The organism is Mycoplana dimorpha, assembly GCF_003046475.1.
Classification (GTDB): domain Bacteria; phylum Pseudomonadota; class Alphaproteobacteria; order Rhizobiales; family Rhizobiaceae; genus Mycoplana; species Mycoplana dimorpha.
Map to the genome: position 1 here is coordinate 58,360 of NZ_PZZZ01000004.1, position 13,675 is coordinate 72,034.

Below are 13,675 nucleotides of genomic sequence, written 5' to 3' on the forward strand. Positions count from 1 at the left end.
TACAGCAGATGACAGGCGCCACAGTCCTTGTTGCCGATGACGACGCGGCGATCAGAACCGTTCTCAACCAGGCCCTGAGCCGTGCGGGCTACGATGTGCGGATCACCTCGAACGCGGCGACGCTGTGGCGCTGGATTGCAGCCGGCGAGGGCGACATCGTCCTCACCGACGTGATCATGCCCGACGAGAATGCGTTCGACCTCCTGCCGCGCATCAAGAAGGCGCGGCCCGACCTGCCCGTCCTCGTGATGAGCGCACAGAACACCTTCATGACGGCGATCAAGGCCTCCGAGCGCGGCGCCTATGACTATCTGCCGAAGCCCTTCGACCTCACCGAACTGATCGCCATCATCGGCCGCGCGCTTGCCGAGCCGAAGACCAAGCCGGCCAAGACCGAGCACGATGCTCAGGACGGCATGCCGCTGGTTGGCCGCTCTGCCGCCATGCAGGAAATCTACCGGGTGCTGGCGCGCCTGATGCAGACCGACCTGACGCTGATGATCACCGGCGAATCGGGGACCGGCAAGGAACTCGTGGCCCGGGCGCTGCATGACTACGGCAAGCGGCGCAACGGTCCCTTCGTGGCGATCAACATGGCAGCGATCCCGCGCGACCTGATCGAATCGGAGCTGTTCGGTCACGAGAAGGGGGCCTTCACGGGCGCACAGCAGCGCTCGACCGGCCGCTTCGAACAGGCCGAGGGCGGCACGCTGTTCCTCGACGAGATTGGCGACATGCCGATGGATGCGCAGACGCGGCTGTTGCGGGTGCTCCAGCAGGGCGAATACACGACCGTCGGCGGCCGAACGCCGATCCGCACCGATGTGCGCATCGTGGCTGCGACCAACAAGGACCTCAAGCAGTCGATCAACCAGGGCCTGTTCCGCGAGGACCTCTACTATCGTCTGAACGTGGTGCCGCTGCGCCTGCCGCCGCTGCGTGAGCGGGCCGAGGACATCCCCGATCTCGTCCGGCACTTCGTGCAGCAGGCCGAGAGGGAGGGGCTGGACGCCAAGCGATTCGACCAGGATGCGCTGGAACTGATGAAGGCCTACCCATGGCCGGGCAATGTGCGCGAACTGGAGAACGTCGTGCGTCGCCTGACGGCGCTCTATCCGCAGGACGTGATCACCAGGGATATCATCGAGGCGGAAGTGCGCCCCGAGGTGGGGGGCAGCGCCGTGGACGCGGCGCCCACCCGCAGTGGACCGCTGTCGATATCCCAGGCGGTGGAAGAGAACATGCGCCGGTATTTTGCGAGTTTCGGCGACGGCCTGCCGCCTCCCGGCCTTTACGACCGCGTGCTCGCCGAAATGGAATACCCGCTAATCCTCGCAGCACTGACCGCGACGCGGGGGAACCAGATCAAGGCAGCCGAGCTGCTTGGCCTCAACCGGAACACGCTTCGCAAGAAGATCCGGGAGCTGGGGGTTTCGGTCTATCGGAGTGCCCGCGTAGCTTGACTTGCCCACATTCTGCGTTGCATTTTCGCCACATTGTGTTGCTTGGTGGTAACAGATGGCGAATCGACCCGGGGACTTCTGCCCTTCTTTTTAGCCCACGTTTCCAAGGTGGCGAAGGGCGATGGTCGATCCTGACCAGTGGGGAGAGTGCGGGCAAATGGATGAGAATGCGACCCTCTTCGAGGGCGAAAACGAGGGCGCGGACGGCGGCGGCAGCGGAAATGGCAGCGACCGCAGGGCGTCTTTCGCCCTGCCGGGGTTGCTCCTCGCCGGGGGTGCGCTGGCCGCCGCAATTACCTCGCTCTTCATCCTGCTCGGTCTGACGCCGATCAAGCCGGTGACGAACGTGATCGTCGCCTCGGTGGCGGTGAACGCGTTCTTTGTTCTGGGGTTGATCCTTCTCATCGGACGCGAGATTGCGCGCCTGTTAAAGGCACGTTCGCGCGGACGTGCGGCCGCGCGGCTTCACGTGCGGATCGTTGCCCTTTTCTCGATTGTTGCGATCACCCCGGCGATTCTTGTAGCGATCTTCGCCTCGATAACCCTCGATGTCGGCCTCGACCGCTGGTTTTCGATCCGCACACAGTCGATCGTCAGCTCGTCGCTGAACGTGGCGCAGGCCTATGTTCTCGAGAACGCCAGCTATCTGCAGGGCCAGACGGTGTCGATGTCGAACGACCTGGAGCGCAACCGCCAGCTCTACAGCCTCGACCGTACCGGTTTCACGCAACTGATGACCCGCCAGGCGCGCGGACGCGGCATGCTCGGTGCGTTTCTGGTGCGCGGCGACGGATCCCTGATCCTGCAGGCCGCTATCCCAACCGACAAGCCGTTGCCGGCGGTTCCGGAGGAGGCGTTGAAGGCCGCCGCGGCCGGCCAGCCGACCCTCATCCCACCGGGCACGACCAATCTCGTCGGAGCGGTGATCAAGCTCGACAACATGCCGGATGTGTTCCTCTACACGGTTCGCACGGTCGATCCGGAAGTCATGCGCTCGATGCGGCTGATGGAGGAGAACACTGCCGAGTACCGGTCGCTCGAGGCGGGTAGGACGTCGCTGCAGGTGGCGTTCGGCGTACTTTACCTGGGCTTTGCGCTGATCGTTCTGCTGGCGGCGATCTGGACCGCGATCGCGGTCGCCGACCGGATCGTGCGCCCGATCCGCCTGCTGATCGGCGCTTCCGATTCGGTGGCGTCCGGCAACCTCGACGTCCAGGTGCCGGTGCGCACGGCCGACGGCGACGTCGGCAACCTTTCGCGCACGTTCAACAAGATGATCGCGGAAATCCGCGCCCAGCAGGGCCAGATTCTCGACGCCAAGGACGAGATGGACCACCGGCGCCGCTTCATTGAGGCGGTGTTGTCCGGGGTGACGGCCGCCGTGATCGGCGTTGAGGAAGAGGGCCGGCTGACGATCGCCAACTCCTCGGCCGAGATCCTGCTCGGCCAAAGCGCCGGTTCTCTGGTCGGGGCACGGCTCGCCGACGTCGCGCCCGAGGTCGACGCGGTGCTGCAGGAGGCGACGCATCGCTACCGCAACGAGCACCGCCGTCAGATCAATATCATGCGCGGCGGCACCGAACGCACGCTCAATGTACAGGTGACCCGCGAGGAAACGAAGGATGCCAAGGAATCCTACGTCATCACGATCGACGACATCACCGACCTCGTCATCGCGCAGCGTTCCACGGCCTGGGCCGATGTTGCCCGCAGGATCGCCCACGAGATCAAGAATCCGCTGACGCCAATCCAGCTGTCGGCGGAACGCATCCGGCGGCGCTATGGAAAGCAGATCAACCAGGATGACCGCGCCGTCTTCGACCAGTGCACCGACACGATCGTGCGCCAGGTCGAGGACATCGGGAGGATGGTCGACGAGTTCTCATCCTTCGCGCGGATGCCGAAGCCGACCAAGGACCGCGCGGATCTGCGCGCCATCCTGAAGGACGCGGTTTTCCTGCGGGCGATGGGCAACACGCATGTCGTGTTCGAGAAGGATTTCGAGGAGCAGCCGCTCGACGGCTACTTCGACGCCCGCATGCTCGGCCAGGCCTTCGGCAACCTCATCAAGAACGCCGTCGAGGCGATCGAGGCGCTGCCGGCCGAGGCTCAGCGTGAACAGGGCAAAGTGCTAGTGCGGGCGCGACGCGACGGGCAAAGCGGGCATTTCGTCGTGGACGTGATCGACAACGGCAAGGGACTGCCGACCGAGAACCGGCACCGGATTCTCGAACCCTACATGACGATGCGGGAGAAGGGCACCGGCCTGGGGCTGGCGATCGTCAAGAAGATCATCGAGGACCACGGCGGCCAACTCGAATTGCACGACGCCCCGCCGGAGTTTGACAACGGCCACGGCGCGATGATCCGCGTCATCCTGCCGGCCGATGAAAACACCGCCGTCGAAGCGGATGACAATGACAAGGAAGTGACACATGGCCTCTGACATTCTGGTGGTGGACGACGAAGAGGATATTCGCGAGATCGTGTCGGGCATTCTGTCCGACGAAGGGCATGAGACGCGGACCGCCTATGACAGCGACAGCGCGCTGCAGGCGATCAGCGACCGGCTCCCGCGCCTCGTCTTCCTCGACATCTGGATGCAGGGCAGCAAGCTGGATGGACTGGCGCTTCTCGACGAGATCAAGAGCCGCCACCCGGATCTTCCCGTCGTGATGATTTCCGGCCACGGCAACATCGAAACCGCCGTTTCCGCCATCCGTCGCGGCGCCTACGACTTCATCGAGAAACCGTTCAAGGCCGACCGGCTGATCCTCATTGCCGAGCGTGCGCTGGAGAATTCCAAGCTGAAGCGTGAGGTGAACGAACTGAAGCGTCGGTCCGGGGATCCCGTCGAACTGATCGGCACTTCGGTCGCCGTATCGCAGCTGCGCCAGACGATCGACAAGGTCGCGCCGACAAACAGCCGGATCATGATCCTCGGCCCCTCCGGTTCCGGCAAGGAACTGGTGGCGCGGATGATTCACCGCAAATCGAACCGCGCCAACGGGCCGTTCGTCGTCCTCAACGCTGCCGCGATCACTCCGGACCGGATGGAGGTGGCCCTGTTCGGCACCGAAGGCGGCGGCGGCCAGCAGCGCAAGACGGGCGCGCTCGAGGAGGCCCACGGCGGCATCCTGTATCTCGACGAGATCGGCGAAATGCCGCGCGAGACGCAGAACAAGATCCTTCGCGTCCTCGTCGACCAGCAGTTCGAGCGCGTCGGCGGCGCGAAGCGGGTGAAGGTCGACGTGCGCATCATCTCCTCCACCGCCTACCATCTCGAGAGCCTGATTGCCGAGGGTGCATTCCGCGAGGATCTCTACCATCGCCTCGCCGTCGTGCCGGTGCGCGTGCCGCCGCTGGCCGAGCGCCGGGAGGATATTCCGTTCCTCGTCGACATGTTCATGCGCCAGATCGGCGAACAGGCCGGCATCCGCGCACGCAAGATCGGCGAGGACGCGCTGGCGGTACTGCAGGCCCACGACTGGCCCGGCAACATCCGGCAGTTGCGCAACAATATCGAAAGGCTGATGATTCTCGCCCGCAGCGACGGTCCCGACAGCCCGATCACCGCCGACATGCTGCCGACGGATGTCGGCGACATGCTGCCGAAGGTCTCCTCGCAGGGCGACCACCACATCATGACGCTGCCGTTGCGCGAGGCACGCGAGATGTTCGAGCGCGACTATCTCATTGCGCAGATCAATCGCTTCGGCGGCAACATCTCCCGCACTGCGGAGTTCGTCGGAATGGAACGCTCGGCGCTCCATCGCAAGCTGAAGTCGCTCGGCGTATAGTCCGGCACGCAAGCGAAGGGGCAAGCCATGAAAGTCATCATCTGCGGCGCCGGCCGGGTCGGCTACGGCATTGCCGAGCGCCTCTCGGAGGAGGGCAACGACGTTTCGGTGATCGACACGTCGGCCGCGCTCATCGCCGCCATAACCGAGACGCTTGACGTCAGTGGCGTCGTCGGCCACGGCGCACATCCGGACGTGCTTGCCAAGGCAGGCGCGGATCAGGCCGAAATGATCATCGCCGTGACGTTGCACGACGAGATCAACATGGTCGCCTGCCAGGTCGCCCATTCCCTGTTCAAGGTCCCGACCAAGATCGCCCGCATCCGGGCCCAGAGCTACCTGGCCCCCGAATACTCCGATCTCTTCTCCCGCGACGACATGCCGATCGACGTGGCGATCTCGCCGGAAATCGAGGTCGGCAAGATGGTGCTGCGGCGCATATCGTATCCCGGGGCGACTGATGTGGTGCGCTTCGCGGACGACCGGATCGTCATGTTGGCGATCGAGTGCATGGAGGACTGCCCGGTCGTCAACACGCCGCTCAAGCAGCTCACGGAGCTGTTTCCGGACCTCAATGCCACCGTCACCGGCATTTATCGGAACGGCAAACTGTTCGTTGCGCGCTCGGCCGATGAAATGCAGACCGGCGACCTCGCCTATGTCGTCTGCGAAACCACACATGTCCGCAGGACGCTGTCGCTGTTCGGCCACGAGGAGCAGGAGGCGGCGCGCATCGTGATCGCCGGCGGCGGCAATATCGGTCTCTTCGTCGCCAGGACGATCGAGGAGTACCAGCCGAAGACCCGCATCAAGATCATCGAGAGCGACCGCGACCGGGCCGTTCGCATTGCCGACCAGCTGCGCAACACGGTCGTGCTGCACGGCTCGGCGCTCGACCAGAAGCTGCTCCTCGAGGCCGACATCCAGGACGCCGACCTCGTCGTCGCGCTGACCAACAACGACCAGATCAATATCCTCGGCAGCGTGATGGCGAAGAAGCTCGGCTGCAAGCAGAATCTCGTTCTGTTGAACGAGCCGTCGTTCCAGGATTTCGTCAAGAGCCTCGGCATCGACGCACATATCAATCCGCGCGCGGTGACGATCTCCGGCATCCTCCAACACGTTCGCAAGGGGCGCATCCGTTCGGTCTATGCGGTGCAGCGCGGCGCGGCGGAGGTGATCGAGGCGGAGGCGCTCGAGACCTCGCCGCTCGTCGGTACGCCGTTCCGAGATCTGGTGCTGCCGGAGGGGCTGCGGATCGGCGCGATCTACCGCGACGGGGCGGTATTGCGGCCCGGCGGCAACATGAGGATCCGTGCCAGGGACCGGGTGGTGCTGTTCGCCACCGGCGAGGCCGTGCACCATGTCCAGCAGCTGTTCCGTGTCAGCATCCAGTATTTCTAGCCCGGCCCGAACGCCACGCTTTGCCTATGTCAACGGCCGTTATGTCCGTCATGCCGATGCCGCCGTCCATGTCGAGGATCGCGGCTACCAGTTTGCCGTCGGGGTCTAGAGGTGTGCGGGGTGCGCCACGGCGTCATTGTGGACCTGACACGGCGCCTCGACCGGCCCGATCACTCTCTGAGCGAGATTCGGACCGACCGGCCGATTTGCCCACTGCGCGAAGCACTTTTCGAAGTTGCGGAGAAGACTGCGATTTGATACCAAAACCATCGGAGAGGTGGTTAATCCAAACTCCGGGGATTTTCAGGTTTTCAGTCAACCGGTCGAACAGGATCGGCAATCAAGAAAGAAGCGGCGCCATGGCGGAACGTTCTCAGAATTTGCAGGACCTTTTTCTTAATACCGTTCGCAAACAAAAAATTTCCCTGACAATCTTCCTGATCAACGGCGTCAAGCTGACCGGCGTCGTGACGTCGTTCGACAATTTCTGTGTCTTGTTGCGCCGCGACGGTCATTCGCAGCTGGTGTACAAGCATGCTATCTCGACGATCATGCCCGGCCAGCCGCTGCAGATGTTCGAGAGCGAAGAAGCCGCCTCCTGACAAGGTCAAGGTCGATTAGCAAGCGCGATACTAGCCACGATTCCATCGTGCCGGAGCCGGAGAGACGCCGCGACGATTCACGCGCGGTCGTCGTCGCGCCGGTGGTGAGGAAGCACAAGGCAGACCCGAACGGTCGCTCCGACGGTGCGCGCCTTGCCGAAGCCATCGGTCTGGCCCGCGCGATCGATCTCGATGTCGTCCATTCGGCGATCGTTCCGGTGACGCAGCCGAAACCCGGCACGCTGCTCGGCGCCGGCAAGATCGCTGAGATCAAGGCGGCGCTCGATGAGGGCGAGGCGGGTCTGGTGATCGTCGATCACCCCCTGACGCCGGTGCAGCAGCGCAACCTCGAGAAGGAATGGAACGCCAAGGTCATCGACCGGACGGGCCTTATCCTCGAAATCTTCGGCCGGCGGGCGTCCACCAAGGAAGGCACGCTGCAGGTCGAGCTGGCGCACCTGAACTACCAGAAGGGCCGGCTGGTCCGCAGCTGGACCCACCTGGAGCGCCAGCGCGGCGGCGCTGGTTTCATGGGCGGTCCGGGCGAAACCCAGATCGAGGCGGACCGTCGGTTGCTGCAGGAGCGCATCGTCCGCCTGGAGCGGGAACTGGAGCAGGTGCGCCGCACGCGCCAGCTCCACCGCGCCAAGCGCAAGAAGGTGCCGCATCCGATCGTCGCCTTGGTGGGCTACACCAACGCCGGTAAATCCACGCTCTTCAACCGGATCACCGGTGCGGGCGTGCTTGCCGAGGACATGCTGTTTGCCACGCTCGATCCGACGCTCAGGCGCATGAAGTTGCCGCAGGGGCGCACCGTCATCCTGTCGGACACCGTCGGCTTCATCTCCGATCTTCCCACCCACCTCGTCGCCGCCTTCCGCGCGACGCTGGAGGAGGTGCTCGAGGCGGATCTGATCCTGCATGTCCGCGACATGTCCGACCCCGACAACGGTGCCCAGGCTGCCGACGTGCTGCGCATTCTCGCCGACCTCGGCATCGACGAGAAGGACGGTGCCGAGCGCATCCTCGAGGTCTGGAACAAGATCGACGACCTGCCGGCGGAGGCGCGCGACGCACTGGTGCAAAAATCGGCGGCGACGCCGAACACCATCGCCGTGTCGGCGCTGACCGGCGAGGGGGTCGGTCGGCTGCTGGACGAGGTCAACCGCCGGCTGTCCGGCGTCCTCGTCGATCGTGACGTCGTCCTGCCGGTGGACAAGCTGCAACTGCTGCCCTGGCTCTACGATCATTCGATCGTGGACGAGCGCGAAGATCAGGAAGACGGCAGCGTGCGCGTTTCGGTCCGGCTGACGGAGACCGAGGCCGCCGAACTGGATCGCCGGCTCGGGCAGGGGGCAAGGCGCCCGCTCGAAGACTGGGAGTGACGGTGCGGACGACTACGGAACGTCGTTGAGGTTGGGCGCCAGAGACGCCAGCTCAAGCTGCGTCTGTTCGCTGGCATGTCTCGGCTCGAAGCGGCGCCCCTTCAGCGAGGCATCGGTCAGCCGAGATCCCGTTCGATCGCCTTCGCCGCCTGCCAGAGTTCTTCCATGCGCTCCAGCGTCGCTTTCTCCAGCGTTTCGCCCGAAGCTTCAAGTTCCGTCTGGATGTGGGCGAAGCGTCGGCGGAATTTCGAGTTCGTCCCGCGCAAGGCCATTTCCGCGTCTGTGTCCGTATGGCGGCCGATGTTGACGACGGCGAAGAGCAGGTCGCCCAGTTCGTCCGCCACTTTCTTGCGGTCGCCGTCGCGTAGCGCCTCGCGAAGCTCCTCCACCTCTTCTACGATCTTGTCCAGGATCGGTTCCGGTTCGGACCAGTCGAAACCCACCTTGGCCGCGCGCTCCTGCAGCTTGAGCGCCTCGACCAGAGCCGGGAACGAGCGTTGCACTGTGCCGAGATGCCCCTTGTCGGTCTCCGGGGGGAGGCCATGCCGGGCGCGCCGTTCGTTCCGTTCGCGTTTTTCCGCCTGCTTGATCGCGTCCCATTGCAGCTTCACCGCCTCGGGGGTGTCGGCGTCCGAACGGGCGAACACGTGTGGATGACGACGGATCATCTTGCGGGTGACAGCCTCCACGACATCGCCGAACGCGAACTGGCCGGTCTCCTCGGCGATGCGCGCATGGAACACCACCTGCAGCAGCAGATCGCCGAGTTCGTCGCAGAGGTCATGCATGTCGCCGCGCTCGATGGCATCGGCGACCTCGTAAGCCTCCTCGATCGTGTAGGGCTTGATCGTCTCGAAGGTCTGCACGACGTCCCATGGGCAGCCGGTTTCCGGCTGGCGCAGGGCGGCCATGATGTCGAGAAGGCCCTGGATGTCGCGGGACGGCTGCATGCTCTCCACCCTTGCGTCGGTCAGTTCAGCGGTATGCTGTTGGCGTCCTTGCCGGACTGGTAGATGCCCGAGAGTCGGTCATAGGCCGCCCTGATCCGGTCGGCCTGAGCGGCCAGAGCGCTTCTCAGGGGCTCGTCTTGCTCAGCGATGAGGTCGGCGATGAAATAGGAGTGCCAGAAGGCATTGTTGCGGCGGTAGCCGCCCGGCTCCAGCCCGAACACCTCCTTCATGATCTTGAGATCATGCGGGATGGCAAATGCGTCGCGCGAATCCTGGTGGCTGAAGAACGAATAGAAGTTGTCGAAACCCGCCCAGGTGATGGCGGACATGCACATGGTGCAGGGTTCGTGCGTCGACAGGAAAATCAAATCCTTGGTGGAGATTTCTCGAGCGATCTCGTAGAAGCGCTTCAGGGCGTGAACCTCGCCATGCCAGAGAGGGTTTTCCAGCTCGTTGTTGGTCTCGGCGATGACGACGGACAGATCGGATTTCTTCAGGATCGCAGCGCCGAAAACCTTGTTGCCCTCGGCGACGCCACGCTCGGTCAGGGGCAGGATGTCGTATTCGATGACGTCGAGAAGGCGTTGTGGAAGCAAGGTCGCTGACAAGATCGTAATCCTCTATGAAGCGCCAGGAATGTAAGCCCGCCCGCCGAGAAGCGAAAGCGGCAAACGCCACCAACGCGACGGCTTTCGGCGGACGCTATGCGGCTATGACCCGATTGCGGCCCTCGTTCTTGGCGCGATAAAGCGCCTGGTCCGCCGCGTTGATCAGATGCTGGTAGTCGGGGTGCCCCGTATGGGTAGCTACGCCGATCGATACCGTGGCATGGACTTTCGAACCGTCGCCGACCGTAATCTCGGCGGCCATCACGGCGGCGCGCACCCTGTTGGCAACCTCAAGAGCGGCTTCCAGATTGGTCTCGACGAGTGCGACCAGAAACTCCTCCCCGCCATACCGGAAGACGATATCGGCGGAGCGGGTATTGTCGGCGATGATTTCGGCAATCTGGCGCAGCACGGCGTCGCCGGCGGCATGGCCCCGGGTGTCGTTGATCTGCTTGAAATGATCGGCGTCGATCATCATCACGGCGAGAGGCGTTCCGTGTTGCTGCGACAGCGCCACTTCGCGGCCGAGAATCGAAGGAAGGAACTTCCGGCTGAGCGTGCTCGTGAGCGGATCTCGGCCGCCGGCGGAGGCCGACAGGCTCTGAAAGAGGTCCGCCAGCAGGAATTTGATTTCTTCCACGCGGGCTTGCAGGTTCGCGACGAGCGGAGCCGCCCCGTCCGGTCCATGAAGCGATGGAAGGCTGTCGATCGACGGAAGCAGTTGTTCGTCGATCTCTTTCATGGCCGCATCGATGCTGTTGAGCATGATCGACCCCTGAAACATCACGCTGGCCCGGTGCCGGAACCAGAGACCGAATTCGGACTGCGAGATCGGCTTGAGACGTGCGCCGCCAGCGCCGCCGAACAGGCTGAAGATCGCGGCTTGGCTCCATTCCAGGAGCGCGGCTCTCTGGCTCTCCCGCTCGACGCTGACGTCCTGCCCGAGCGTGAAGAGCCGGTACGCCTCCTCGATCTTGGCACGCTGCGCTACCCCGGTGACGTATGCCTGGCTCATCAAGAGCATGGCAAAGTCGATCACCTCGTTCAGCAGGACGATTGCGGTCGCGCCCTCGCGGTTGCCGTGATTGCTCAACAGGATCTCGCCGACGTCGCTCTTGATGAGGCTGGCGCCTTCGAGGACGATGTGCACCGGAATCTTGATGCGCGAATGGACCTCACCCATCTTCCGCTGGCGCTCGGCAAATTCCTCGATGCCCTGGTTAGGATCAAAGGTCGCGAGCGACTGCAGCCAGCGCTGCAGGGACGGGCTCAGCCGGTCGACCACGACCGAGTGGCTGAGGAAGTGCGAAGCCTCGTCGTGCTTCAGGAAAACTTCGTAGAATCGTCCCACGAGCCGGTCGGCGTGTTCCGCCAGCACGGCGGCGAGGGTTTCCCGCGCCTTGTCCAGACGCGTTGTTTCACAGACGTGCCAGAGATTCAGGCATTGCGGAGAAGCATTCATGGCGGACCTTCCGAGGCGTTTGCCCTCTCTAGGAAGCGGGTATTTCAATTTGATTAAAGATCGAGCTGCGGAATGGCGCGCAGTGATCGGCCGTCCCGGTCGGAGAGCTCTTTGGGGGGGCTTTTCCGTTGCCGTGCGGTTCGATGGAACAGAAATGCACGCGCCCGCCAAGTCTCGGCATACCGTTCCTTCAATTTCCGGGTGTGACTTGCGATAACGGCAGCCTGTTGAACAAGGATCCGGTCGTGAGCAGCCAATCCCGCCTTGCTGTCTTTCCCGCATTTTTCCGCGTCGCGGGTAAGCGGGTCGTCGTCGCCGGCGGCGGCGATGAAGCCTTTGCCAAGGTGCGGCTGCTGCGCAATACCGAGGCGGCCGTCACCGTCGCCGCGGCAAACCTTGATCCTGATTTTGCCGCCTACCTGGCGAAAGAGCCGATCGAAGTGATCCGGACCGACGTTCCGGAGCCGATACTGGCCGGTGCGACGCTCGTCTTCGCTGCGACCGGTGACGCCGCCGCCGACCGGGCGGTCGCCGAAGCGGCCCGTGCACTCGGAATTCCCGTCAATGCCGTCGACCAGCCGGAACACTGCGATTTCTTCACCCCGGCGCTGGTGAACCGTGCGCCGGTTGCCGTCGCAATCGGCACCGAAGGAGCAGGGCCGGTTCTCGCCCAGATGATCCGAAGCCAGATCGACCAGTTGCTTTCGCCGTCGCTTGGCCGGCTTGCCTCGCTTGCGGCTTCATATCGCGACAGGGTGGACGCGCTGGTGCCGCGCGGGGCGACCCGCCGCCTGTTCTGGCGCCGCTTCTTCCAAGGAGATGTTGCGGACGCGCTCAATGCCGGCGATGCCGATCTGGCGCGCCAAAAGGCCGCCCAGCTGCTCGTCGAGCCCGGCAGGGTCGAAGGGCACGTCTGGCTCGTCGGCGCCGGTCCCGGGGCCGAGGACCTGCTGACGCTGCGCGCCCAGCGCGTGATGATGGAGGCGGACGCGATCGTTTTCGATGCGCTGGTGCCGCAGGCGGTCGTCGACATGGGGCGCCGCGATGCCGAGCGGATTTCCGTCGGCAAGCGCAAGGGCTGCCATTCGAAGTCGCAGGATGAGATCAACGATCTGCTGGTGGAACTCGCCCAGGCCGGCAAGCGCGTTGTGCGGCTGAAGTCCGGCGATCCGCTCGTCTATGGCCGCGCTGCAGAGGAGATGGCGGCGCTGCGGGAGGCCGGCATCACCTATGAGATCGTCCCCGGCATCACCTCGGCCTTCGCCGCCGCCGCCGATTTCGAGCTGCCGCTGACGCTGCGCGGCGTCGCCTCGTCGCTGGTGTTCACCACCGGCCACGACTTGACCGGGGCCGTCCTTCCGGACTGGGCGAGGCTCGCCGTCTCCGGCGCGACGATCGCCGTCTACATGGGCCGCACGGTGGCGGCCTCGGTTGCAACGCGGCTGATGCAGGCGGGCCTGCCGGCCGAAACCACGGTCGCCGTGGTCGAGAACGCCAGCCGCGCCGACAAGCGGCTCCTGCACGGCACCCTCAACGACCTTCCGGACCTGCAATATCGGGACGAACTGACGGGGCCGGTCATGGTGATCATCGGCGACGCGGTCGCCGGCGCCAATTTCGAACATTCCGTTCCGCTCGTCCGTGCATGCGACACGGCGGACGCCGCATTTTTGGGAGCATGACATGGCTGAAAAGGTTCTGACCGCAAATCGCCTGACGGATGGCATATCCGTCTGGCTCGACGCCGCCGGCAACTGGAACGAGTCGCTGCAGGCCGCCTTCGTGGCGCGCCACAAGGAGGCCGTCGAAGCGCTGGAAGCGACAGGCAAGCAGGCCTTTGCCGACAACAAGGTGGTTGACGTCAATGTTGTCGACGTCGAAGAGGTCGACGGCGTGCTGCGGCCGCTTCGCATGCGCGAACGTATCCGGGCCGAGGGGCCGAGCATTCCTTATGCCGCCGGTTATGCCGGCCTGACCGTAATCCGCTCGGCCGCGGCCTGA

11 protein-coding genes and 1 pseudogene are annotated in these 13,675 nt (G+C 64.3%); 9 read left to right on the top strand and 3 right to left on the bottom strand.

Features of this window, described 5'->3' with window-relative positions:
- Nucleotides 1–8: 8 nt before the first annotated feature.
- The 7 genes and pseudogenes from ntrC (at nucleotide 9) to hflX (ending at nucleotide 8,654) form a co-directional block, all read left to right on the top strand.
- A complete protein-coding gene (gene ntrC / locus C7449_RS10450; protein WP_108002763.1) occupies nucleotides 9–1,463 on the top strand; it encodes a nitrogen regulation protein NR(I) in 1,455 nt (484 codons plus the stop codon).
- Between the two features lie 157 nt (nucleotides 1,464–1,620).
- On the top strand, nucleotides 1,621–3,909 hold the full coding sequence (locus tag C7449_RS10455) for a sensor histidine kinase NtrY-like (protein ID WP_108002764.1): 2,289 nt from the start codon (nucleotides 1,621–1,623) through the stop codon (nucleotides 3,907–3,909).
- Nucleotides 3,899–5,263: a nitrogen assimilation response regulator NtrX gene (gene ntrX, locus C7449_RS10460; protein WP_108002765.1), complete on the top strand. Its 1,365-nt coding sequence runs from the start codon at nucleotides 3,899–3,901 to the stop codon at nucleotides 5,261–5,263. The genes C7449_RS10455 and ntrX overlap by 11 nt, the downstream gene beginning before the upstream one ends.
- 27 nt (nucleotides 5,264–5,290) lie before the next feature.
- Nucleotides 5,291–6,667, top strand: coding sequence for a Trk system potassium transporter TrkA (gene trkA / locus C7449_RS10465; RefSeq protein ID WP_108002766.1), 1,377 nt, complete (start codon nucleotides 5,291–5,293; stop codon nucleotides 6,665–6,667).
- Nucleotides 6,627–6,916: pseudogene (locus C7449_RS10470) on the top strand (hypothetical protein); the annotation flags it as partial. The gene trkA and the pseudogene C7449_RS10470, both read left to right, overlap by 41 nt.
- A 110-nt stretch (nucleotides 6,917–7,026) precedes the next feature.
- The gene (hfq, locus tag C7449_RS10475; protein ID WP_108002767.1) at nucleotides 7,027–7,269 is read left to right on the top strand and encodes an RNA chaperone Hfq; all 243 of its coding nucleotides are present in this window, start codon (nucleotides 7,027–7,029) and stop codon (nucleotides 7,267–7,269) included.
- Nucleotides 7,270–7,313: 44 nt separating this feature from the next.
- Nucleotides 7,314–8,654, top strand: coding sequence for a GTPase HflX (hflX, locus tag C7449_RS10480; RefSeq protein WP_455363810.1), 1,341 nt, complete (start codon nucleotides 7,314–7,316; stop codon nucleotides 8,652–8,654).
- Between the two features lie 116 nt (nucleotides 8,655–8,770).
- On the opposite strand, the gene mazG is transcribed toward hflX, so the two are convergent.
- From mazG to C7449_RS21555, 3 genes are all read right to left on the bottom strand, one after another.
- Nucleotides 8,771–9,604, bottom strand: a complete 834-nt coding sequence (mazG, locus tag C7449_RS10485; protein WP_108002769.1) for a nucleoside triphosphate pyrophosphohydrolase — start codon at nucleotides 9,602–9,604, stop codon at nucleotides 8,771–8,773.
- Between the two features lie 20 nt (nucleotides 9,605–9,624).
- Complete coding sequence (locus C7449_RS10490; protein WP_108002770.1) at nucleotides 9,625–10,212, bottom strand: nucleoside deaminase; 588 nt, start codon at nucleotides 10,210–10,212, stop codon at nucleotides 9,625–9,627.
- A gap of 94 nt (nucleotides 10,213–10,306) precedes the next feature.
- On the bottom strand, nucleotides 10,307–11,845 hold the full coding sequence (locus C7449_RS21555) for a GGDEF domain-containing protein (RefSeq protein ID WP_170115857.1): 1,539 nt from the start codon (nucleotides 11,843–11,845) through the stop codon (nucleotides 10,307–10,309).
- Nucleotides 11,846–11,919: 74 nt separating this feature from the next.
- Here C7449_RS21555 and cysG point away from each other — a divergent pair, with 74 nt between their 5' ends.
- Together cysG and C7449_RS10505 are read left to right on the top strand one after the other, a co-directional pair.
- Nucleotides 11,920–13,356 (top strand): siroheme synthase CysG, encoded by a 1,437-nt coding sequence (cysG, locus tag C7449_RS10500; RefSeq protein ID WP_245414351.1) that lies wholly within the window; start codon nucleotides 11,920–11,922, stop codon nucleotides 13,354–13,356.
- 1 nt (nucleotide 13,357) lies between these two features.
- Entirely contained in the window at nucleotides 13,358–13,675 is a 318-nt protein-coding gene (locus C7449_RS10505; RefSeq protein ID WP_108002772.1) for a DUF2849 domain-containing protein, read from the top strand.